We start from the raw sequence: 22,787 nt of genomic DNA, 5'->3' as shown, positions 1-22,787 counted from the left end.
ATTACGCTGCAGTTAGTTGTTCGAGAATTTCATCAATATCAATGCCATTTTCTCGCATCTGGGTCACTTTGTATCGAAGCGCTCTGGTAGTCATCCCCAAGGCGTTTGCGGTTTTAGTTCTATGACCATTAAATTGTTTTAGGGTATCTATGATGTATTCAAATTCAGCCAGTTGCTTGCTCATTTTTAAGCCATGGCAAGCATTGGAGTGAGTATTTAAATTTTGCATTTTAGGTTGCGGCAACATTAGGTCGGAGGCCATGATGGTGAGGCTCCTGCGCATCACTAATGAGCGCTGAATAATGTTATTGAGTTCGCGAATGTTGCCAGGCCAATCATGGCTCATAAGTGCTTGCTTAGCTTCATCAGATAGGCAGACATTTGAATCAGGGCAAGCTGATTTTATGAAATGATTAGCCATTGCCAGAATGTCTGCGGGGCGGTCTTTTAAAGGGGTAATATGCAATGGCATAATATCGAGGCGATAGTATAAATCTTCTCTAAATAGACCTTTATCTACTAATTCTTTTAAATCTTTATTGGTAGCAGCGATAATACGAATATCTAATTTGATTTTTTTATGGCTACCAAGGCGTTCAACCTCGCGTTCTTGTAACACTCGCAGTAATTTTGCTTGTAATTCAAGAGGTAATTCAGCAATTTCATCAAGCAATAAAGTACCACCATTGGCCGCTTCAAATTTACCCATAGATTCGCCGCTGGCACCGGTAAAAGCGCCCTTGGTGTGGCCAAATAACATGGCTTCAAGCATGGTTTCAGGGATGGCGGCACAATTTAAAGCGATAAATGGGCCGCTTTTTCTTGGTGACACTTGATGAATATACTTTGACAGCTGCTCTTTACCAGTACCGCTCTGGCCAGTTAGCAAAATACTGGCATCGGTTTGCGCAGCCCTATGGGCAAGTTGTAATAACTGCTTCGAAGACGTGGCCTTGGCGATGTAGCTTTGCTCCTGGTTAACGATCACTAAACGCTCAATTAACTGTTCTAATTGAGCACTTTCAAATGGATGTAGCAGATAATCCGTTGCCCCATGGCTAATGGCTTCGGCGGCGAGGTGACTTTGTCCAAAATCCACCAAAACCACAAAAGGAACATTAATGCTATTGTGCTTAATCGCATTTATCGCTTGGGTCATCTTAGCTTCATTATCGCTGTTGATGATGACCATAGGTTGTGCACTTAATGCAATTAGGCGGCTAAACTCTTCAATTGCAAAGCAGCGTTGAACCTTAATGCCTTTATTGGGAATTTCCTGAGCAATATTAGGATTGGTTTCATAAATAATGATATTCATTAACTTTGCTCCGGTTGTTTAATTAGGCGTAAATCAACACGGCGGTTTTTGTTACTTTTAGAACCACTATAGTTAGGGTAGCGCTGGCCATGATTGCGAATTTCTATCATTGATAGTGATACCCCATTCTCCACTAGCACGGCAGCGACTTCTTCTGCTCGCTGTTTTGATAGGGTTAGATTTTCTAATCTATCGCCCTGTTTATCAGTATGGCCATCAATTAGCACCGCCTTAATAGAACTATCAGCAAGGATCAAGCGTGCGGTATTGATCAACTGTTGCCTTTGTGCCGCAACCAATAAGTATTGATTAGGTTGAAAGAAGAACTGTTGTTCACGACCTTTGTTGTAATCAAGAGGCAGCAGGTTTTGACGACAATTCCTGAAATGGCTTAGTTTAGGTTCAATCCCGACGGATGTAAGCGACAATGATTGCATGCGACCTTGGCGCTGCCACTGTAACTGTCCCCAATGTCCAGCGGCCATTGCTTCAATAAGAGTATCGATATTTTTGCTGATCTGAAGTTGCCCAGCCAGGTTCCAAGATTGTTTAGTTAGAGCTTGCTGATAGTCAGCTGACCATGGTGGATTAACAATATTAAGTGCGACGTCAGTGACTAAATGATTTTTTTCAAATGGCGTCAAGTGAAGTGTTAGAGACTCACCCGAACTAATTTCAAAGCCCCAAATGCCAATTGGAGTCGTGGTTGATAATTTGCATGAGAATTTATTAAATGAATCAGCCCAATTAACATCATCTAAAGCTTTATTCCAGCTTTGGCTATTAAAGTTAGCTTCGGCTTGTTTAATATTAAATGCCAAAGAGCTAAAAAATATAATAAACAGTGTATTTTTTAAACGAGGAAAAATCATATTTTAATCTGCTCTATAAATGTTCTAATTATTGCTTTTATTGTTGCATGAAAGTTAGCCAACTGTTGCCTTTGTGGTAACTCCATGAAAAGACACATTATCAGCGTCTGATTTTTATATCAAATTATTTATTTGTTGTTAACAAGTTGCTTTCAAACGCCTACTGGGGTAGGGTTTGAGGGTAGTGATTAGGTATTTAAATCAGTGTCAAAAAAGCGTTAATAAGAACTGTTTAAATATCGCTTTATAGTGATGGTTATTTAACTGGATCTGACAAAATAATGTCAGTCATTAAAAGTTATACTGTCAATTAAATGACGAAAATAATTACTCAAATAAAAGTTTATTTATTTTATTTTTTATTTATGAAAAAAACTCAAGGGTGAACGATTTATGTTCGATTCTAAAGTTATTTCGGCTTCAGAAGGAAAGAAATTACCTTTGTTGGAGTTAGTTGGGCATAGGCGCCATTTAGTTGCCGCTCAACTTTGGTTAGATAATAACAAGGAACAATTGCAGGAATTATTCGCTCTGCAATTATCTGGGATTTCACACGGAAGGATCAGCCACTTTAAAATTGATGCTATCGGTCGTTTAGACAAAGTTCAAAGTGTTCTTGATGAACTCTATGAAGTTGGCTTAGAAGCTGGCGATGAATTGCAGTCATGGCTTAGGATGCCGCGGGAACAGTTATATGTTTTGACCGAAAGCTTCTGTGGTAATACTCCAAGATCAGATATTAGCATTCCCGATGCAGTATCAGTGACAGAAAATCGTTTGTTAAGAAAAATCCAACAAAAATTGTTAGGTGAAATCTTCCCATCGCTGCAGGCATGGCAGTCGATAAATGACTGTCTGTCACAGGAACCCGGTATAGAGATTTGTATAAGTTACTGGCTAGGGGAGTCACAACACCGGCTGCAGTTGGTGCTAAGTTGTCCTTTAGCGGTGATCAATTTTAGTTCCTCTCATGTCGCTATTGCCTCAGATAGTGTGCACAAGTTAGCTCAAGTTTGTGAAAATATTCCGCTTAAGTTCACTGCACAATTAGCCAAGACAAGTTTACCTTTGGGAACACTAACCAAATTAAAAGTAGGGGATGTACTGCCCCTAGAAATTCAATCAAATGCCAAGCTTTTCCTCGGTGATACAGCCAAATTTGAAGCGAAAATTCATGAGCATTTAGGGTCATTAGTCGCCCACATTGACCAGGAGATGGAATAATGAGTCAAGACAATAAAACATTAGAAAATGAACTGTTAGATGATACTAGCTTATTAGGGGATGATCTGGATTTCAGTGATGTAGATTTTGACCCATTTGCAGATACCGAAGACAAGCCTGTAGAAGTGGTTGATGTCGCTCCGGTTCAAGCTAAAAAAGACCTCGCTTTTTTCCATAAAGTGCCTGTTACACTGACCTTGGAAGTCGCCAGTACTGAAATCCAATTAGGTGAAATGATGACACTTGCCACAGGCTCTGTGGTAGCTCTCGATAAACTTGCTGATCAGCCACTCGATGTAAAGGTCAACGGCACTTTACTCGGTCATGCCGAAGTAGTGGTAGTCAATGGCAAGTATGGCGTACGAATGACAAAAGTAGTTGAAGATGCCCAATTGCAAGACTTTACTTCTTAAGCTTTTATTCGCGGCAGGGTTACTCCTCGCCGCTTGCTTCGAAAGCTACGCCAATGAACTCACACTGTTCAGTGCGAAGGATGTTGATGATGGACAAGAATATACAGTAAAACTGCAAATCTTAATACTAATGACAGTATTAAGTTTATTGCCGGTAATGTTGATGATGATGACAGGTTTTACACGCATCATTATCGTCTTGTCTATCCTGCGCCAAGCTTTAGGTTTGCAACAAAGCCCACCTAATAAGGTGTTAGTTGGTATTGCCCTGATACTGACTATTATGATCATGCGCCCAGTCTGGGTGGAGGTCTATGAAAAGGCTTTTGTTCCATACCAGAATGAGCAGTTAACCTTATTACAGGCCATTGATGTAGCAGAGCAACCTGTTAGGGCCTTTATGCTGGGGCAAACCCGAGAAACCGATCTCGAACAAATGTTACGGATAGCTGGCGAGCCAAGCGATACCAAGGTTGAAGATATACCCTTTAGCGTATTAATGCCTGCATTTGTATTGTCAGAGTTGAAAACCGCATTTCAGATAGGCTTTTTATTATTCATACCCTTTTTGATCATTGACTTGGTCGTTGCTAGTACTTTGATGTCAATGGGGATGATGATGCTGTCACCACTGATTATTTCGTTACCATTTAAGCTAATGATCTTTGTTGTGGTTGATGGTTGGTCTATGACAGTAGGTACTCTTAGCGCCAGTTTTGGGGTGTAGTGATGGATGTAGTCGAGTTATCCAAACTATTTTCTGACGCCGTTTATCTGGTGGTTATTATGGTAAGTATTCTCATTGTCCCAGGGATGCTGATGGGACTTATCATTTCTATCTTTCAAGCTGCAACTCAGATAAATGAACAAACATTAAGTTTTTTACCGAAATTGATCATTACTTTGTTGATGTTAGTGTTCGCGGGAAGCTTTTTAATGACAAGCTTAACTGACTTGTTTGATCGGTTATTTATCAATATCCCTGTTTGGATTGGCTAACTATGTTAGCGCTTAGTTTTGGTGAAATTGGTGCTTGGTTAGGGCAGTTGTGGTGGCCTTTCATGCGGGTTGCTGCTTGTTTTATGGTAATGCCAATATTTAATGAAGCCGCATTACCGAATCGAGTGCGTTTGGGGATGGCATTAATTTTAGCCATATTGGTGGCACCAATTGTAGGGCAAATGCCTCAAGTTGAGCTGCTATCAATTAACTCACTATTGCTGGCCCTTGAACAAGCACTCATTGGTGCCATGATGGGCTTTGTACTGCTGATGTTATTTGCCGTGATGTCAAATCTTGGACAAATTCTGGCCATGCAAATGGGGATGGCAATGGCGGTCATGAATGATCCTCAAAATGGCATTTCAGTCGCCATTTTAGGCCGAATGTTTTTATTATTTGCCAGTTTAATGTTTCTTGCTCTGGATGGTCATTTAGTTGCTATGGATGTTGTGGTAGCGAGCTTTACGAGTTGGCCTGTGGGAACGGGAATGATGGCATTTGAATGGCATAGATTAGCGGGGTTATTCGCCTGGATGTTAGCCAGCAGCTTAGTCTTAGCATTACCGGCAGTTGCTGCCATGCTATTAGTTAATATCACGTTTGGGGTGATGAACCGTTCTGCACCAAGCATTAATGTATTTTCTTTAGGCTTTCCTATGGCCATGATTTTTGGTTTATTTTCACTGTTCTTATCGATTTCTGGAGTCCCAGAACATTTTACTCGATTAAGTAATGAAGCGTTAAACTTAATGGCAAGTATCGTGGGGGCACAATGAGTCAAAACAGTGCTCAAGAAAAAACAGAACAGGCATCCGCCCATAAGCTCGAACAAGCAAAGCGTGAAGGTAATGTTGCACGCTCTAAAGAACTAACGACTGCGGCAATCATTGTTGGAAGTGGCATACTGCTGCAGATATACAGCAGTTGGTATGGCGATCATATTGCCAATATTTTTGAATCTAATTTATTAATCCCGCGGCAACACTTATTTGACCCCAAATGGTTAACCATTCATCTTGGCACCACCTTGATCGGTTTTATTGAGTTACTGTTGCCGATGTTTGTGGGCTTGTTGGTATTTATTGTTTTGTCACAACTGGTGCCCGGCGGCTTTGTTTTAAGTACTAAAACTCTCCAATTTAAGATAAGTAAAATAAACCCAATTAAGGGCCTTGGGCGCATGTTCTCAAAGCAAACCTTAATGGAGCTTTTTAAAGGCATATTAAAGGTGGCACTGATTGTTGCAGGCTTATATTGGTATGCCAGTGGGGCGATGCATGAGTTTATGCAACTTGATGAAATGCCCATTAGGATGGCAATGGTAAAGTCTTTAAGTTTACTTTCTGGTTTGTTAATGACCCTTGGTGGTTTGTTAGTGATCATTGCATTGATCGATATTCCTTATCAGATCTGGCACCATAAAAATGAACTTAAGATGACTAAGCAAGATATAAAGGATGAACATAAACAAAAAGAAGGTCGACCAGAGGTAAAACAGCGGATCCGCCAAGTTCAACAATCCATGTCGAAGCAACGAATGGATCAGGTCGTTCCTAGTGCCGATGTCGTTATTGTTAACCCAAGCCACTATGCGGTGGCCATCTGTTATCAACCCGATCGGGCTGATGCGCCTTTTGTGGTCGCTAAAGGGGTGGATGAAATGGCTGCTCATATGAAAGCGATAGCTCAGCTTCATGGGGTAGAGATTGTCAGTTCTCCGCCATTAACTAGGGCAATATATTATTCAACCAGAGTCGATCAAGAAGTTCCAGGGCCATTATATGTCGCTGTTGCTCAGGTACTTAGCTATGTTCTGGCTTTAAAATCTTTCAGACAGGGTCAAGGGAGAACTCCAAAACCTTTACCCGATTTCGATATTCCCAATTCACTGCGCAGATAACAAGTAGGAAGCTATGAACTTTTCACGAATCTCAGCATTGTTTAAGAATCAGCAGGCTTTTATAGGCATCCCAATATTGTTATTAGCAGTATTGGCGATGATCATTTTACCCTTACCGCCTTTGATGCTCGATGCTTTATTTACCTTCAACATTGTTTTGGCCATCATGGTATTACTGGTGTCAGTATCAACCAATAGGCCATTAGAATTTTCCATTTTTCCTACGGTTTTGCTGATCGCAACCTTGATGCGATTGACTCTTAACGTCGCTTCGACCCGAGTGGTGCTGCAAGAGGGCCACAATGGTGGCGAAGCTGCTGGTAAAGTGATTCAAGCTTTTGGTGAAGTGGTTATTGGTGGCAACTATGTGGTTGGTATGGTGGTGTTTCTGATCTTAATGATCATTAACTTTGTGGTGATCACCAAAGGTGGCGAGCGTATCTCAGAGGTAGGTGCGCGTTTTACCCTTGATGCCCTTCCTGGTAAGCAAATGGCCATCGACGCGGACCTCAATGCAGGCGTACTAACCCAAGAACAAGCTCGCGATCGTCGTAAGGAAGTAACTCGTGAATCAGACTTTTACGGTTCTATGGACGGTGCCTCTAAATTTGTGCGTGGCGATGCCGTAGCAGGCTTACTTATTTTAGCGATCAACCTGATAGGTGGTATTTCAATAGGTATGTTTCAACATGACTTGAGCATGTCACAGTCATTTGAAATTTATGCCTTACTGACCATTGGTGATGGTCTGGTGGCGCAAATACCTTCGCTATTACTGGCGGTTGCTGCGGCAATTATTGTTACTCGAGTTAGTGATGCAGAAGATCTGCCCCAACAGGTTTCTGGGCAGCTGTTAGCCAATCCAACTGTACTGATGATGGCGGCTACAATTCTCGGCATTATTGGCATTGTGCCGGGAATGCCAACCTTCGCCTTCTTGTCATTTGCTGCCGTGGTGGGCTTTGCGGCCTGGCGCTTGAAAGTGGCTCAAGATGTCGTGCCACCGATACAAGAAGATGACATTATTGCCCAGATGACACCTAAGGAACCACCATTAAGTTGGCAAGAGTTACCCCATACCGACACTTTATGTCTGACTCTGGGGTACAAATTGGTCCACCTGGTCGATAATGAAAAAGGAGCCGAATTGGTAAACCGTGTTCGTGGGGTAAGGCGAACCCTGTCCGAACAAGTTGGCTTCTTAGCACCTGAAGTCAGAATTAAAGATGACCTTAGATTAAAGCCGAATCAATACCAAATTCTATTAAGGGGTTCGGTGGTCGCGCAAGGAACGATTGAGGCGGAGCATTTGTTGGCCATTAGTGGTGGCGATACCTATGGTGATTTAGATGGTATTGTATGTAGTGACCCTGCCTATGGTATGCCAGCGACGTGGATTAAATTAGAGCATAAGTCAAAGGCATTAAACTTTGGTTATTCGGTGGTAGATTCGGCTACGGTAATTGGTACCCATGTTTCTAAGGTGATGCAGGATAACTTAGCAGAACTGCTCACTCATGCTGATGTGGTCAAGTTAAATGATAGACTTGGTGAGCTAGATGAAAAGCTGCAAGAATCATTGGTATCTCAGTTGAGTTATTCCCAACAGTTACGGATTTACCGTCGCTTGTTAGAGGATTATGTCCCTCTGGTTGATATCCGTGCCATTGCCACTACGCTGCTGGAAAGTGCAGAATTGTCCAAGGATCCGGTATTACTCGCCGCGGATGTCCGTTTAGAGTTAAGGCGTAATATTCTCAACCAAGTTAACGGTAATGATACTGAGGTACATGCATTTACCCTATCGGCAGAATTAGAGCAGCAATTAGTCAATGCTTTCAATCAGTCGCAACAGGCTGGAGCGCAATCACCAATCGATGGTTTCCCAATTGAACCGAACCTGTTAGGGCAATTGCAGACACGGATGCCAGCGGTTAAGGAGCAATTACAAACCCAAGGTTACGCGCCTATCTTATTGGTTATGCCACAGTTAAGGCCGTTGCTGAGTCGCTATTCAAGAACTTTTGCTAAAGGTCTGAATGTACTAAGCTTTAACGAGATCCCAGATCATACTCAAGTGAATGTGATAGGGCAGTTAGGTTAGCTATAAAGATAAAAAAACCAGCGTTAAGCTGGTTTTTTTTATTCTAATAAAAGATAAATAGTTTGATTAAAATTCCTAGGGACAACAGTCCAGCGCCTAAAATAGGATAAAGGATATAATAATCTGATTGGCGTCTGGCGCGCCTAAAACTTAACTGGGTTAAAAGTAAATTGTATGCAACCAGTAGTAAAGCTACGGCAATATTTGTCGCAAATCTTAATTCGTTACTGTTATACATTAGCCAAAATAGCAAGCCGTAATCTAATACGATTAAATACAAAAATAGTTTTTGTAATTTATCAGGTCCATTTCTGACAAACGATTGGGCCATAACAGGCATTCCCTTATAAAATATGATTAATTAATAATTATTTTAGCCGAGATTGTGCATTTGCAATGAGTTTTTTTACGTGATTGCTGGAACTGTTTTCCCAGCTGACCCCATAAAAATTAAGCTTTTTATTTACCGCTTTTTCATGGGCAATAATAAATGGAATCACTTCACCTTGAGCCGTTTCAAGGGCATATTTTTTAGTCGGGCTAAGTAACATTGGTGAAAGTAGGCCAGCACCACCTAGTGATACATCTTTAATGATGCAGGGGCCTAATGTTTTCCAATTGAAGAACCCCCGCATCAAAATTTTTGCTGGCATACCAGCAGCTTGCATTGCGATGTTAGTATCTCGGTCGGTTAAATAATATCGTTCAAACTGCCGTTTTTCAGTGCTCATTGGCTATATCAGATCCTTGAAATTGCCTGAAGCCTCGATATAGGTTGATTGTCTGTTGCTAGCTGCTGTGCTGCGGCAACCGGGCTCAGGGCATTTGTTTGTTTAGTTGGTTGACCTTCAACAATATCAGCAGGTTGTTCTGCTGTTACAACTTCGTGGGGATCAAACATTTGGTTTAACTTATTTGCAGCACTTTCAGTTAAGATTAACAATTCGATACGACGATTACTAGCACTATTCGGGTTGGTTTTGTCAACCGGAACGGTATCGGCCATGCCGCTCACTTGCACGAACTGATCATTAATACCGCCATAGGCTAGAATATGCCTTGCTGCCAGAGCGCGATCGCTAGAAAGCTCCCAATTGCTGTATCCAGTTTTAGAATACTTAATACTATCTGTATGGCCGGTTAATATAAGTGAATTATCTATGGTTGATAAAATAGGCGATAAAGCCAACAACAAATCTTCAAAGTAAGGGGTAACCTCAGCTCGACCTCTGACAAACATTTGATGCTCTACATTATCTTGAAAACGTATTCTTAAGCCATCAGTGACGATATCAAGTTTCATATTATGGTTAAGCTGTGCTTGTTGCAGCTGCTTTGCAATAATATCCGCTAACGCACTGAGTGTTTGTTCGCTGTTGTTTTGCTCGGTAATGATTGAATTTGACTGCGGACCTAAGCCGGCATTGGTTTCTTGGTCACCGTTAGGTAAATGGTTCAAGGTGGCAGTACCTAAGGCCTGCACACCGTTAAACCCGCTTGGGGCCTGCCACTTGACTAATGATTGACTGCCTTCAAAATCAATCGGAAATGGACTGGAAGCGATGTCAAATGGATGACCACCGTTATCAAACACTATGGTACCATTGAGATATTTAACAATGGCTTCACGTTCACGATAGTCGGCAATTTCTAAAATCCACATCACCATGAAAAAGGCCATCATAGCTAAGGTGAAGTCAGCAAAAGCGACCTTCCAAGCACCACCATGGGTCGTTAGGCCTCTTTTTTTGCGGCTCTTGCGAACAATAATAGGGGCTGCTGAAACTGCCATTAGTGGGTCGCCTCTTCAATCCAGTGCTCAACTTGTACGAAGCTTGGTTTTATTTCGGTACGGATTTGCTTTCTTGCGGCATCAATACAAATCATGGTGGCTTTACCTTGATGGTAGGCTGATAATGCTGCGCGTATCGATTCTAACATGACGGTTTCATCTTTAACCTTGTGCTCTAGGGCACTGGCTAGCGGGTCTAAAATACAGTAACAAGCAAAAATACCAATAAAAGTACCAACCAGCGCTGCTGCAACATGAACACCAATCATGGTTAAGGGGCCATCAATAGATTGCATAGTAATAATAATGCCGACGACAGCCCCTAAAATACCAAAACCTGGCATGGCTTCAGCTGAGCGTTGTAAAGCGGCGGCAGGTCGAAGTTGGTCTTCAGTTAGATTTTCAATTTCTTGTTCTAACATTTGCTCAAGCTCATGGGGTAGGATTTTACCCATTGATAGCAATCTTAAGTTGTCAGTCAAAAAGGTGATGGCTTGAGGACACTCTAATAATTTCGGGTGAGCTAGGAACATTGAGCTTTCAAATGGTGAATCTAAGTGTTCGTCTAATGACTTGATGCCAGATTGGCGAACTTGTTCAAACATCATATAAATCAAAGCAAACATTTCTTGATAATGCTCTTGGGTAATTTGTTGCCCCTGAAAAACTTGTTGGGTTTGTTGCCACATAAGCTTTAATACCGCGATTGGATTCGCTAGCACTAAAGCGCCGATACCGGCTCCCAAAATAATGATTAATTCCGCTGGCTGCCATAAAGCCAGCATGTTTCCTTGGGCCAAAGAGTAGCCGCCGAAAACGCTGAAAATGACGATAAGAATACCTAAAAACTTTTGCATACTACTACCCTGAAAATTATCCGTTAATTAAGCTTGCTTGTAATGCACTGACGGCTTGTTTATGTAATTGGCATACTCTGGATTCTGTAACTTGGAAAACCAGAGCGATTTCTTTCAAACTCAGCTCTTGCTGATAATACAAATGCAGCAGCACTTGCTGACGTTTGGTTAAGGTTTTAAGGGCTTGTTCCAATGAACGCTTTTGAATTTCCCTTTGTAAGGCTTGGTCTTGACCATCCAGTTGCAGACCATCATCGAGCAGAGTTTCTAAGCTTTGCAAGTTTGCCGCTTGACTGGCGTAGAGACGTTCTCGAAAGTCATCCTCTGATAAATTTAAAGCGGCGGCGACTTCTTGATCTTTAGGCGGGCGGCCTAACTCTTTTGACAATTGCCTAATGGTGTCATTGAGTTCATGGGATTGTTGGCGCAATTGTCGTGGGCGCCAATCTTGACGCCTAAGCTCATCTAAAATGGCACCCCGAACTCTTTGCTTGGCATAACTGCCAAAGCCAGGATCATGTTTACCCGGATAGCGCCTGATGGACTCTAATAAAGCCATCAAACCAAGCTGTTCCATATCCTCTTTTTCGAGGGTAGGGCCACAGTGAGATTGCATCATATTGACCGTTCGTTTCACTAACGGTAAGTAACGGCTGAGCCAGTATTGCTCATTATTGATCATATCTTCTTGGTTAGCAGGATGAAGCTTCTGCTCTTCATAGCCGCCAAATGGAGAACTGCTTAGGCTTTTGTTTTTTGGCTGGTTATTATGATTAGTTGCCAACATAGAGCGCCTCCTAAAGGATTATTGCAGTACTAATTGGGTAAATAGGACATTATCAATAGCAAAAGGAAAGCCATTCTTTTCAAGGCTTTGTCTTAGTCTTTGGACCACTTCTTGTTGCAGTTGCTCGATATTGTCCATCTGTTTGACGGTGTTGTAGTCTTTAGAACCAAAGAGCTTTAATAGTTCGTTGCGAATGATGGGCTTGTTTTGCTCCATAATAGTGATCTGACGAGGATCTTTGGTTTGAATTGACATTTCTACCATTAGGTAGTGAATTTGTTTTTCGCCTTCGACGCTAACCACGATTTTCTCAAGTGGGAAATAATGGGTTCTGTCATCCCCCATTACATTTTCACCAAGTTGAGACTTTTGTGAATCTAGGTAAAAAAATACTGCGCCTAAGGTAATAACAATACTGGCAAGTACAGTGAAGACATTTTTAAAAGTAGAATTTTTCATAGGTACCTCAAATTTCCTTATTAAACTAGCGTGTTAACCATGGCAGAACGTTGCTCTTGGGTCGATTCTTTGGACTCATTAGCAATCAATCCAGGGTTAGCTGAAATAGCATCGGATTGCTGTAATTGTTGTTGATGCTGGTGTGGGTTGCTGTCACCAGAGACATCAACGCTGACTTGATTAAATGTCTGGGTAGACAAATCTTGTTTAAGCCTATCTAGGCCAGCGGCTAGGGCATCACGCACAGCAGGATTACTAGCGTTTACTTGTACATTGAGCTTGTCCCCATCCATCTTTAGGGTGAGTTCAATTTTACCCATTTCTGGCGGGTCTAAGCGCATTGAAGCATGTTGAATGCCCTGACTGGCTTGAAACTGTAATCGCTGTGAAACCGGCGCTAATAACTGTTGTGACCAAGCTGCCATGGACTTATCGACTTTGATCTGCGCCCATTGGTGTTTGGCTTCATTAGCTGCAAGAGTTTGCTGTTGATTAAGCTGTTGCAATAATGCTTCCGTTTTATTACTGCTGGCATCCAAGTTTGTCGCTTGGGTGACTAAGGTTTTTAACTGAGTCACGGCCTCAGGCTTAAGTTGATTGGATTCTGCTTTGCCTGGTAACAACTGTTGTAGTTGCTGCACGATGTGTTGCTGTTGGTCACTGGGCTGTTGTTTGAAAGCCGCCAGCCATTGCTGTAATTTAGGTTGCAACTGATGTTGCTCGACAACGGGTAAATTGCCTAGCCACTGGCTAATTTGTTGATTTAAGGGCTCCGGCAGTTGTTGTTCAAGCAATTGCACAAGATCGTCAATTGGCAGCTGTTGGTTGCTATCTGCATTGACATCACTGGGTAACGCAGCCATAAACATACCTTCGCCACTAAAAGGGTGGCCAAAAAGTGGTTGGCCAGCAGTGAACAGCTTGGCACCGTGAGAGCCAATAGCTGTTGGGTTAGCGATATTTAAAAAGCCCTGCATATTAATTCCTGGCATGGGTCTGTACCTGATTGTAGGCATTAACCCGGTTTTGGTTGTTCTTATGTGCCTTTAATTGTTGACCTAATTTGCTTTGTTCAGCTTGTAAGGTCGCCAATATGGTTTGATGTAATTTTTTTATCTTATTAAGCAACGGCTTAACGTCACTGGCAGCTTGCTGCTCCGCTGAAAGGTTTTGTAAAGTCACGGCAAGCTGTTGGTCAAGCCCTTTAATGGCCAGCCAATCTTTTTCTGCTAGGGCTTTTTGCATTAAAAAGCCCAGTTGCTGCAGTGTCTTGGTTAAACCGCTATCAGCCATTAGTTGCACCTTGCCAGCCTTGTTTAAGGTTGTGCATCACCTGCCTGACCGGTGTTAACACCTCAATGTCATTTTTTAAGCTGGCATCAAATAAACTGCGGGAGCAGTACTGATAAAGCTGGTGCAAGTTTTGCGCAAGGTCGCCGCCCCCTTGCATATCCAAAGAAGTATCAAGTCCCTGAATAATTTCCATGCACTTATTTACCGATAGCGATTTTTTTTCGTGGTTGCCGGCATTGATATGACCTTCAACACGGTCGATTTCATCGAGTAAACCGTCAATTAACATCACCACCAATTCCTGAGGACTTGCGGCAGCAGCACGGGCCTCAAGGCCGGTGTGCTGGTAATTGGAATATGGATTATTGTGAGTAAGCATAAAATCCTCTTATTAGTAAAATAGGCTCATGGTGGAGTTCATCTGTTGTTGGATGGCCTCCATTTGGGTAAATTGAGCCAAATAGCGCTGATAGATGCGATCCATGCGCATATTATGGTTTTCAATCTTGATATCGATATCGCCTAAACGATTTTGCAATGAATTGGTACGGGTCTTAATTGAGCCATCAACACCAATTTGACTGTCGATAGACACATCTAAACGTTCGATAAGGCCATTGGTTTCATTGAATAAATTCTCAATACCGGCACTGTTGTTAGCAATGGCATCATCAAGTTTGGCGCTGTCTATGCTTAAGCTGCCATCGCGGCTAGTGGTTATGCCGATTAAGCTTAGGGATAAACCATCGGCCGATTGACCGTTTAATATGGTGCGTAACTGGGAGATCACCGAACGCATTGAACCATCGGCTGAGAGGGCGCCAAAACTGCCTTCACCGTCACCACTACTGGTGGCTTCTTTAAGGGCGTTATAGAGCTCGTTATAGGAATCAACAAAGCTTTGTAGTTGGCCTTTAATGCCTTCATCATCTTGATTGATATCAAGCTTGATAGGGCCATCAATGTAGCCACCGAGGGCATCTTGGGTATGGGCCTTAGTCAACTCTAAGGTTACCCCTGGAATAGCGTCAGTGACGGTATTAGAGCTGGAGGTCAATACCAGTGGGTTCGTGCTACCGACTTCAATAATGGCGTCTTGGGCGGCAGCACGTTCAGTACGGTCATTAATTTTACCCACCAATAAATTGGCCTCGGTCTCGCCAGCGTCATAGTTGGCAAAATTAATATCAATCTGATTAGCCGCACCGGTTTCATTACTGGTCAGCATTAAGTGGGTTTTATCTCCACTTTTAATCAGTGATGCCGAAATTCCGGGGTTATCGCCAGCGGCATTGATGGCATCCCTTAAGTCAGTCAGTTTGGCCCCTGCTGGCAAGCTTGCCATATCGATGGTGAAACTATCACTGCCTAAACTTAAGGTTAAATCCCCCTGGGTGGCCATGATGGCGTCTTCACTGCCAAATTGCAGCGACACCTGGTGGGCTGAGGCCAACTGCTTAACGTATAAATCATAACTGGCACTGACCGCATTCGCATCTGAGCTGGCGGTAAAATAATCTTCACTTGAAAGCGTTGGCGCCGTGCCTTGGAAAGAGCCGGTTTTAGCCAATTCATCCATGGCAGACTGAAATGAACTCATTTTAGTTTTAAGCTCATTTAGGGCATCAATCTGGGCATTCAATCTGGCCTGTTGCATCTGAAACAGGTTATCTTTAGGGGCTCTTTCTACCATGACAAATTGGTAGGCCATATCGGCAGCGCTACTGACAAACATATTCTTTCCTTATGGTTAGTGTCTTACTAAAGCATTTATTATGCCAATATTAAAACTGGCTAAAGGCTTGTAACTAAAGGGTTGTGATGCTGAGGCGGCTCGAAGCAGGAAAACACAAGGTAGTGTTAGGAACCCATATTTCCGCATAACCAAGCGTGGCTGAGCAATCACTTACCTAATACAGGCGACCTAAACGGCGAGTGAATAAACTTTTAATGGAACGAACCAAAGCTGGCGCAGCAAGGGGGCTGTCAGTGGGGGGGGATAATCAATCCAATGGTTAAAATGGTGTAAAAGTTATTGGCTTTGGCAATAAAAAAGGCGCCCAAGGGCGCCTTAAATCAGCTTAAGCTAAAATTAACGAAGTAGTGAAGTCACTAGGCCAGTCATTTGCTTAGCTTGCGCTAGTACAGAAGTACCCGCTTGCATTAGGATTTGTTGCTTAGACATGTTTGAAGACTCAACCGCGAAGTCAGCATCCATGATACGGCCTTTAGCAGCAGAAGTGTTCTCAACAATGTTACCTAAGTTAGAGATAGTGTGCTCTAGACGGTTGATGGTTGCACCAGTTTTACCGCGTAGGGTGTTGATGTTGTCAAATAAAAGGGTAACAGCATCAATTTCGGCTCTTGCACCTGAATTAGCAGCTGTATCACCAGTAATAGTTCCGAGGGTACCAGCAAAATCAATGTTAGTTAATTCACCTGACATATCCACCTCGATGAATTCATCTGAGCTGGCACCGATTTGGAATTCCATAGGGTTCTCTAGGCGGCCATTACGAAACAGAAGGTCACCTGCACCATAGCTAGTGAATTCCATAATACGCTCAGCTTCTGCTTTTAGCTCTTGGTATTCTGCATCTAAAGAAACACGCTCAGAAAGGCCGTTTGAATCGTTCGCAGCTTGGGTAGCTAGGTCTTTCATGCGGTAAGCAATGTTTGATAGCTCGTCTAGGGCGCCATCGGCGGTTTGTAGCATAGAAATCGCATCTTGAGAGTTACGCATCGCCACAGTCATACCGCGAGTTTGTGCTTCTAGCTTGTTAGCAATAGATAGACCAGCAGCATCGTCAGCTGCCGAGTTAATGCGTAGACCCGTACCTAAACGCTCCATCGCTGTGTTTAGCGAGTTTTGGTTTTGGTTTAAAGCATTTTGTGCAACTAGTGCAGAATAGTTAGTGTGAACTGATAGTGCCATTTTCCGTCTCCTTGTAAAAAATAATGGAAGGGGAATTCCCGTAAAATGGTTATCACCCCTGGCAAAATTAGATAGGCGACATGGCTTTATCGATCGTTAAGTAAAAAATGAAAAAAAATGGGTTTTTATTTTAGTTGCTTATTTTAACGTCAAAAAAATGGCGAATAGTGACAAGGTAAAGGGTATCAAAGCAGTAAGCGCTTACTAAAGTTATGCCGTTGCATTGTTGTCTGATTGATGCGGCACAGAAACGCGCCGCCATGCTGATTAACCCATTCAGCCCAGATGGCCAAAGTATAGCGCCCAGCTGCTGGGCCCTAGTCGATTATTTTAGGAGGGCAACGGTGTGGTTGCGGCTGACATTGGCTTGGGTTTGATACCCTGCTAGGGCACCGAGTAAGCCATCATTCAGGGTTAAATGGACGCGCCCCTGGGTCATGGCTAATTGCTCATCATTAAGGGTCGGGCTGACTGGCAAAGCCTGGATCACCTGTTTAGAAAAGGATTGTAGTTGCCCCATTTGCTGCACCGCCTGTTGGCTGGCCTTTTGCAGCAGCTGCATACTGGCATTAACCTCAGTTCGATTGTCAAAACTTAATCGACTCAGATCCTTGGGGTGAATATGTTCAGTGACCTTTAGGGCAATGGGGTTGCCTGCGGGTAACCTTAGGCCTTGACCTTTTATATAAATTTGATCCTTTAGATCATAAAAGCGCGATTCTTCGGCTTGCAGCAACATTTGCCCTTGGGCATCTATGGCAACGCGAATGCCATGGGGAGCAAGGGCCATATTCAATTTATGGGCTGCCGCCTTGGCTGGCAGATTGGCCTCCAGAGTGATGGGGACCTGGACCGGGTTATCGCCCCCTAATACAAAATTTAACTGCTCAGTGCGTGGTTGTGGGCTGATTAAATCGACGTTATTTAAACTAAAAGTACGTTTATCATTAATTTGCTTGTTTAACACCCGTACTTCTAACTGATTGGTTAACAGGTTTTCACCATCAAAGCGGGCATTTTTAACAAAATCAATCAGCTGCTTTTTTTGCCTTTGTAGCTCAGCCTTATCAAGGTTGCCGCCCTTGTTATAAAAGGACAGGTCACTCATCAGTTCATAGCTTTTTTTACGGAACGCTTGCAAGGTTTTCGCACTGGCTTCGGCGGTGGCCAACTGCATATGCTGACCATTAAGCTGTTCCCACTGCGGTTGCCTTGCCAGTCGTTGGCTTAGGCTGACCCCTTTGCTGGTTGTTGTTACTGTGTTGCTATCACTAGCGGTTACTGCCGGCGCCTTGGCGTTGGGCAGTAACTGGGTTTTTCCTAAATAGTGATTGTTATGACTAGTAACATTCTGAATTTGCTGCACTTAATTCACCTTAAAAGTAATCAACCAACGACAGCTGATTCACTTGTGAATAGCTGGCCATGGTCGCTTGCAACGCCGTCGATATCTGGTTAACTTCCATGGTGGCTTCGGCGTAATCAAGGGATTCAATCTTACCTAATAGAGTATCTTGAAACAGCTCAACCTCGGCATGGGAGCCTAAAAACTGCTCTAGGGTTTTTTGACGACCACCCATTTCTGTTTGAATGGTGTTAATGCTGCTAAAGCTAGCTAGCCAGGCATCATTAAGGACAGCAATTTCAGCAGCATGGTCAACAGTAGGGTCTTTTAAGGCCGCGATAGCGTCATCAATGGCTTGAAATAAATTGGTACCATTAGCGTAGAACATCGTTGCTGCAGTATCGTTTGACTGCATATAAGTACCCTTAGACACCAATACATCACGGCTGCCATTGTCCCCTTGGTAGCTGTTATCGGCGGCGATAGCTGGGGTAGTAATTTGGTGGCCAGAAAACAAGTAGGCACCATTTTCATCTTGGGCGTTGGCAGCGCTCATCAGCGACTTGCGCAATTCGGTAAGTTCGATGGCAATACCATCTAAACCATCTTGGGAAACCGCATCATTATTAGATAAAATGATCAGTTCATTGACCCGCTGCAAGCTGTTGAGCATATTTGAGGTATAGGTTTCTTGCGAGCTTAAACGCGCCTGTAAAGATTCAATGTTTTTTTGATACTGGGCGGTAGCACTTTGTTGCCGCTCAATGCCCATGATCTTCATACTGGCTAATGGATCATCAGAGGGCTTGTTAATTTTATTACCGGTGGCCATTTGCTGCATTAACTCAGCGTACTGGCTGCCACTGCGGTGTAAGGACGACAGCATCATGGTTTGCATTTGTGTATCTGAAATTCTCATGATAATCCCCTAGAAAGTATTAATTAACGTGTTGAACAGTTCATCGGCAGTGCTGACTACTTTGGCATTAGCCTGGTAATTTTGGCTATAAATCATAATGTTGGCCAATTCTTCATCTTCATTAACGGCACTGACTGAATCACGCTTAGCGATGGCGTCATCTTTCATGGCTTGGCCAGCATCCACTTCCATTTGCGCTTGACGAGTGCTAATGGCAAGGTCACCAACAATATTGGAAAACACCTCATGCAAAGTGGCATCTTGACCTAAGCTGTTGTAGTAAATTGAGCGATCTTTAAGATCAATCAGATCCTTTAGATTGGAGTTATCCCCTGGGGCGCCGTTTTGACTAAAGGCCAAATCATTTGCTGAAAGGCCAGCGGTAACACTTAAAGTTGCCGCAGGATTGGTGGCATCAAAGCTAAATAGAGAAGCGCCTGGATTGCCATTTAAATCAAAGCCATTATTTAAAATGCCGTTGATTTCATTGGCAAAAGTTAGTGCTAATTCGTTAACTGAATCACGCATACCAGCTAAATGATTGTCACGGTAATGCAAAGTGCCGCCTAGCTTACCCCCAGGCTGGTTGATTTGGAATTGTTGGCCACCAAGTTCCAGTTGTAAATGATTCATACTCGTGTCGACAGGGTCAGTATAAACAGCCAATTTTGCTGCGGTGGTTGATAATACTAACGGTTGGCCATCAGGCAATGACAGGTTGATGGTGCCATCATTGTTTTCAGTAGCACGTACTTGTACGATGTCACTGAGTTGTTTAATCGCTTCATCACGCTTATCTTGCAGATTATAACTCTCACGGCCTTGACCTTGGGCCTGTTGGATCTTTTGGTTAAGATCGGCAATGTTGGCCATTAATTGGTTGGCGGTGTTAACCCCAGCATTTAATTCATTGGTAACTTGGGTGTACTCAGTATCAAATGATTGCGCTAATTGATTAAATTTTTTGGCAATAGAGTTCGATTCGTTAAGAATTTGCTGTCTTTGGGCGGTAGCATTTGGTTGCTCCATGGCTGCATTGAAAGCGGCAAATAATTCATCAAAACCGACACCAATATTGTTTGAGTCACTCGCGACAATGGTTTCTAGCTTGGACAGGCCGTCCAATACATTGTTATTAAAACCTTGGACACTGCTGGTACGCCATACTTGCTCGGTTAGGAAACCATCGGTAATACGACGGGCGCCAGTAATTTGCACACCTTTAGAAAAGGCATTGGCAGTTTCCTGTAGAGCCTCTAAACGGCTGAAACCTGGGGTCAACATATTGGCAATGTTATTTGAGGTGTAATTTAAATTGATGTTTGCCGCATTAATCCCTGACAAACCAATATTAATCATGTTCATAGGTGACTCTTATTATTTATTTTGGCCAATTTGATGAATGCTTGCCCTAAATGCAGGGTGAACATTGGCGTTATCATGAGTATGCTTATTTAAAGCGACAGGTTTTTGCTGAGGCTGAAGTGCCTCAGGCTGTTGCCATTGTTTTACAATAGAGTTAGCCAGCCCAAGCTGGCCACGTTGTGAAAGACTCTGTGCCAACTTGCCATCGTACATATCACGATAAAATTTATTTTCTTTGGTGGAAAATAGTGCCTCATCATCTTGCAGGGCGTCACTGGCACTGCGCATATGTTTGAGTACTTTCTGTAAAAACAGTGCTTCAAACTCTGAAGCCACACCTTGTAGATCTTGGCTATTGTTTTTAGCAATAGTGGTTTGCTTATGACTCACTTGAGCGAGGTCAATTTTATTGATTTGAGTCATTATATTACTACCAACTCCGCATCCATTGCGCCTGCTTGATGCAGGGCTTGTAAGATTGCCATTAAGTCGTTAGAAGAGGCACCTAAGCTGTTAACCGCCCTAACAATTTCTTCTAATGAGGTTCCCTCTGGCCATACAAACATATTAATTTGTTGTTGGTCAATATCAATATTACTTTCTTGCGTTACCACGGGCTCACCATCCGTTAAAAACCCGGTTGGTTGGCTGACACGTTGGCGTTCAGTAATGGATACGGTCAAGTTACCATGGCTGACTGCAGCCTTATAAACTTTGACATCTTGCCCCATTACTACGGTACCCGTACGAGTGTTAAACACGACTTTTGGACGCTTGCGACCCGTTTCTACTTTGACTTCTTCAAGCATCGACATAAAGGTCACACGTTGGCTGCTGTCTGCTGGGGCCGCCACCATGACCCGAGCATGGCTCGCCGCTACCGCGACACCCGGGCCAAATAACTGGTTGATGGCTTTTTCAATATTTCTAGCAGAGGTAAAGCTGGCTTGACGTAGATTTAAGCTTATCTGTGGCTTTGTTAAGTATTCAGTGGCAATTTCTTTTTCGATCAGCGCGCCAGCAGGGATGGTACCCACGGTAGGGGTATTAATTTGCATACTGGAACCATCACGGCCTTGGGCGCTAATCCCGCCAACAACTAAGTTACCCTGTGCTACCGCATACACTTGACCATCGATACCTTTTAACGGCGTCATTAATAGCGTGCCACCCCGTAGGCTTTTGGCATCACCAATACTTGAAACCGTTACGTCGATGGTTTGACCAGGGCCCGCTAGAGCAGGGATGCTGGCATGCACCGCCACCGCGGCAACGTTCTTAAGCTTAGGATCCGTGCGGTCAGATAGCTGTACCCCAAATTGCTTTAACATATTGACAATTGACTGACTGGTAAAGCGAACTTGGGTACGATCACCGGTACCAGATAAACCGACCACCAGACCGTAACCGATTAGTTGGTTGTCACGCACCCCTTGCACATCGACCACATCCAGTAGTGGTTTAGGTGCAGCGAAGGTGTGCAAGCTTATTAGTGATAAAAGGAAAATTAATACTCTCATGGTTAGCCTTAAATTGGGAAAATCGGGTCATTAAAGAAGCTGCTTAACCAACTTTGTTTATTGCTGTTGGCAATATCGCCTTTACCCGAGTAGGTAATGCGAGCCTCTGCAATACGTTGTGAGGAAAGACGATTTCCGCCATCAATGTCTTCCACTCTGACAATGCCCTGTAACTTAATAAATTCATCACCTTGATTGAGGCGAAGCCATTTCTCACCCTTGATAAGTAGCACACCACTTGGCAACACTTTATACACGCTTACGGTAATTGAACCTTCGAGTTTGTTTTGCTGAGTTGAGCTGCCATTACCATTAAAATCACGGTTAGCACCAATACCAAAGGTGCCCGAACCGGTATTACCACCAATACTGAAGTCACCAGAGGCGCCAACGGCCGAGTCCTTGCCTAAACGAGTGCCAGCCTGCTTAGAAGAAAAAGTACGCTCATCAAGCACAACCGTGAGAATATCGCCAACACGATAGGCTCTTCTGTCTTGGAATAATGACAGCACATGGCCCTGACGATAGAGGCTGCCATCCTTGGCCGCCGGTACTTGGTAATCCAGAAGCAGCTCGGTTTGTTGTGAATCTGGTTCGGGAAGAACGGTCTGATGCACAGTGACACAGCCACTGAGCAACAATACTAATAAAGGCGTTAGCACCCGCTTAATCATAAAAATAC

The 22,787-nt window shown here is 43.3% G+C and carries 26 protein-coding genes; 7 read left to right on the top strand and 19 right to left on the bottom strand.

What is annotated here, in order from left to right; genetic code table 11:
- Nucleotide 1: 1 nt before the first annotated feature.
- Nucleotides 2-1,318: a sigma-54 dependent transcriptional regulator gene (locus GFB48_RS09550; RefSeq protein WP_163934500.1), complete on the bottom strand. Its 1,317-nt coding sequence runs from the start codon at nucleotides 1,316-1,318 to the stop codon at nucleotides 2-4.
- The gene (locus GFB48_RS09545; protein ID WP_163934497.1) at nucleotides 1,318-2,190 is read right to left on the bottom strand and encodes an OmpA family protein; all 873 of its coding nucleotides are present in this window, start codon (nucleotides 2,188-2,190) and stop codon (nucleotides 1,318-1,320) included. The genes GFB48_RS09550 and GFB48_RS09545 overlap by 1 nt, the downstream gene beginning before the upstream one ends.
- A 393-nt stretch (nucleotides 2,191-2,583) precedes the next feature.
- Here GFB48_RS09545 and GFB48_RS09540 point away from each other — a divergent pair, with 393 nt between their 5' ends.
- From GFB48_RS09540 to flhA, 7 genes are read left to right on the top strand one after another with little or no spacing between them, the layout of a single operon-like run.
- Nucleotides 2,584-3,414: a FliM/FliN family flagellar motor switch protein gene (locus GFB48_RS09540; protein WP_163934494.1), complete on the top strand. Its 831-nt coding sequence runs from the start codon at nucleotides 2,584-2,586 to the stop codon at nucleotides 3,412-3,414.
- Nucleotides 3,414-3,827 carry a flagellar motor switch protein FliN gene (gene fliN / locus GFB48_RS17795; RefSeq protein WP_163934490.1) on the top strand — a complete coding sequence of 138 codons (414 nt, stop codon included), beginning with the start codon at nucleotides 3,414-3,416 and terminating at the stop codon, nucleotides 3,825-3,827. Before GFB48_RS09540 ends, fliN begins: the two co-directional genes overlap by 1 nt.
- Entirely contained in the window at nucleotides 3,799-4,554 is a 756-nt protein-coding gene (gene fliP, locus GFB48_RS09530; protein ID WP_163934487.1) for a flagellar type III secretion system pore protein FliP, read from the top strand. Before fliN ends, fliP begins: the two co-directional genes overlap by 29 nt.
- A gap of 2 nt (nucleotides 4,555-4,556) precedes the next feature.
- The gene (locus tag GFB48_RS09525) at nucleotides 4,557-4,826 is read left to right on the top strand and encodes a flagellar biosynthetic protein FliQ (RefSeq protein ID WP_163934485.1); all 270 of its coding nucleotides are present in this window, start codon (nucleotides 4,557-4,559) and stop codon (nucleotides 4,824-4,826) included.
- A 2-nt stretch (nucleotides 4,827-4,828) separates the two neighbouring features.
- The gene (gene fliR / locus GFB48_RS09520; protein WP_163934483.1) at nucleotides 4,829-5,605 is read left to right on the top strand and encodes a flagellar biosynthetic protein FliR; all 777 of its coding nucleotides are present in this window, start codon (nucleotides 4,829-4,831) and stop codon (nucleotides 5,603-5,605) included.
- Nucleotides 5,602-6,729 carry a flagellar biosynthesis protein FlhB gene (gene flhB / locus GFB48_RS09515; RefSeq protein WP_163934480.1) on the top strand — a complete coding sequence of 376 codons (1,128 nt, stop codon included), beginning with the start codon at nucleotides 5,602-5,604 and terminating at the stop codon, nucleotides 6,727-6,729. The genes fliR and flhB overlap by 4 nt, the downstream gene beginning before the upstream one ends.
- 13 nt (nucleotides 6,730-6,742) lie before the next feature.
- The gene (gene flhA, locus GFB48_RS09510; RefSeq protein WP_163934477.1) at nucleotides 6,743-8,833 is read left to right on the top strand and encodes a flagellar biosynthesis protein FlhA; all 2,091 of its coding nucleotides are present in this window, start codon (nucleotides 6,743-6,745) and stop codon (nucleotides 8,831-8,833) included.
- A gap of 43 nt (nucleotides 8,834-8,876) precedes the next feature.
- Here flhA and GFB48_RS09505 read toward each other — a convergent pair whose 3' ends face one another.
- The 17 genes from GFB48_RS09505 to flgH all read right to left on the bottom strand — a co-directional run bounded on the left by GFB48_RS09505 (nucleotide 8,877) and on the right by flgH (nucleotide 22,779).
- Nucleotides 8,877-9,164 (bottom strand): hypothetical protein, encoded by a 288-nt coding sequence (locus tag GFB48_RS09505; RefSeq protein WP_163934474.1) that lies wholly within the window; start codon nucleotides 9,162-9,164, stop codon nucleotides 8,877-8,879.
- A 37-nt stretch (nucleotides 9,165-9,201) separates the two neighbouring features.
- Complete coding sequence (locus GFB48_RS09500) at nucleotides 9,202-9,564, bottom strand: hypothetical protein (RefSeq protein ID WP_163934471.1); 363 nt, start codon at nucleotides 9,562-9,564, stop codon at nucleotides 9,202-9,204.
- Between the two features lie 8 nt (nucleotides 9,565-9,572).
- A complete protein-coding gene (locus tag GFB48_RS09495) occupies nucleotides 9,573-10,625 on the bottom strand; it encodes a flagellar motor protein MotB (protein ID WP_163934468.1) in 1,053 nt (350 codons plus the stop codon).
- Nucleotides 10,625-11,482 carry a flagellar motor stator protein MotA gene (motA, locus tag GFB48_RS09490; protein WP_163934465.1) on the bottom strand — a complete coding sequence of 286 codons (858 nt, stop codon included), beginning with the start codon at nucleotides 11,480-11,482 and terminating at the stop codon, nucleotides 10,625-10,627. Before motA ends, GFB48_RS09495 begins: the two co-directional genes overlap by 1 nt.
- Before the next feature lie 16 nt (nucleotides 11,483-11,498).
- The gene (locus GFB48_RS09485) at nucleotides 11,499-12,269 is read right to left on the bottom strand and encodes an RNA polymerase sigma factor FliA (protein ID WP_163934463.1); all 771 of its coding nucleotides are present in this window, start codon (nucleotides 12,267-12,269) and stop codon (nucleotides 11,499-11,501) included.
- Between the two features lie 18 nt (nucleotides 12,270-12,287).
- Complete coding sequence (gene fliL / locus GFB48_RS09480) at nucleotides 12,288-12,728, bottom strand: flagellar basal body-associated protein FliL (RefSeq protein WP_163934460.1); 441 nt, start codon at nucleotides 12,726-12,728, stop codon at nucleotides 12,288-12,290.
- A 20-nt stretch (nucleotides 12,729-12,748) separates the two neighbouring features.
- Nucleotides 12,749-13,720 (bottom strand): flagellar hook-length control protein FliK, encoded by a 972-nt coding sequence (locus tag GFB48_RS09475; protein ID WP_163934458.1) that lies wholly within the window; start codon nucleotides 13,718-13,720, stop codon nucleotides 12,749-12,751.
- Nucleotides 13,707-14,021: a hypothetical protein gene (locus GFB48_RS09470; protein WP_163934456.1), complete on the bottom strand. Its 315-nt coding sequence runs from the start codon at nucleotides 14,019-14,021 to the stop codon at nucleotides 13,707-13,709. Before GFB48_RS09470 ends, GFB48_RS09475 begins: the two co-directional genes overlap by 14 nt.
- Entirely contained in the window at nucleotides 14,014-14,400 is a 387-nt protein-coding gene (gene fliS / locus GFB48_RS09465; protein WP_163934453.1) for a flagellar export chaperone FliS, read from the bottom strand. Before fliS ends, GFB48_RS09470 begins: the two co-directional genes overlap by 8 nt.
- Before the next feature lie 12 nt (nucleotides 14,401-14,412).
- On the bottom strand, nucleotides 14,413-15,756 hold the full coding sequence (gene fliD / locus GFB48_RS09460; protein ID WP_163934451.1) for a flagellar filament capping protein FliD: 1,344 nt from the start codon (nucleotides 15,754-15,756) through the stop codon (nucleotides 14,413-14,415).
- A gap of 357 nt (nucleotides 15,757-16,113) precedes the next feature.
- A complete protein-coding gene (lafA, locus tag GFB48_RS09455) occupies nucleotides 16,114-16,956 on the bottom strand; it encodes a lateral flagellin LafA (RefSeq protein ID WP_163934448.1) in 843 nt (280 codons plus the stop codon).
- A 325-nt stretch (nucleotides 16,957-17,281) separates the two neighbouring features.
- Nucleotides 17,282-18,322, bottom strand: coding sequence for a hypothetical protein (locus GFB48_RS09450; protein WP_163934445.1), 1,041 nt, complete (start codon nucleotides 18,320-18,322; stop codon nucleotides 17,282-17,284).
- A 10-nt stretch (nucleotides 18,323-18,332) separates the two neighbouring features.
- On the bottom strand, nucleotides 18,333-19,220 hold the full coding sequence (gene flgL / locus GFB48_RS09445; protein WP_163934442.1) for a flagellar hook-associated protein FlgL: 888 nt from the start codon (nucleotides 19,218-19,220) through the stop codon (nucleotides 18,333-18,335).
- Between the two features lie 9 nt (nucleotides 19,221-19,229).
- A complete protein-coding gene (gene flgK, locus GFB48_RS09440; RefSeq protein ID WP_163934439.1) occupies nucleotides 19,230-20,585 on the bottom strand; it encodes a flagellar hook-associated protein FlgK in 1,356 nt (451 codons plus the stop codon).
- A 12-nt stretch (nucleotides 20,586-20,597) separates the two neighbouring features.
- Nucleotides 20,598-21,008 carry a rod-binding protein gene (locus GFB48_RS09435; protein ID WP_163934436.1) on the bottom strand — a complete coding sequence of 137 codons (411 nt, stop codon included), beginning with the start codon at nucleotides 21,006-21,008 and terminating at the stop codon, nucleotides 20,598-20,600.
- Complete coding sequence (locus GFB48_RS09430; RefSeq protein WP_163934433.1) at nucleotides 21,008-22,105, bottom strand: flagellar basal body P-ring protein FlgI; 1,098 nt, start codon at nucleotides 22,103-22,105, stop codon at nucleotides 21,008-21,010. The genes GFB48_RS09435 and GFB48_RS09430 overlap by 1 nt, the downstream gene beginning before the upstream one ends.
- Before the next feature lie 8 nt (nucleotides 22,106-22,113).
- Entirely contained in the window at nucleotides 22,114-22,779 is a 666-nt protein-coding gene (gene flgH, locus GFB48_RS09425; protein WP_163934430.1) for a flagellar basal body L-ring protein FlgH, read from the bottom strand.
- Between the last annotated feature and the right edge of the window lie 8 nt (nucleotides 22,780-22,787).

The organism is Paraferrimonas sp. SM1919 (genome assembly GCF_010993985.1).
Classification (GTDB): domain Bacteria; phylum Pseudomonadota; class Gammaproteobacteria; order Enterobacterales; family Shewanellaceae; genus SM1919.
Note: the sequence above shows the minus strand (reverse complement) of the source record. Positions and strands in the feature narration are given on the sequence as shown.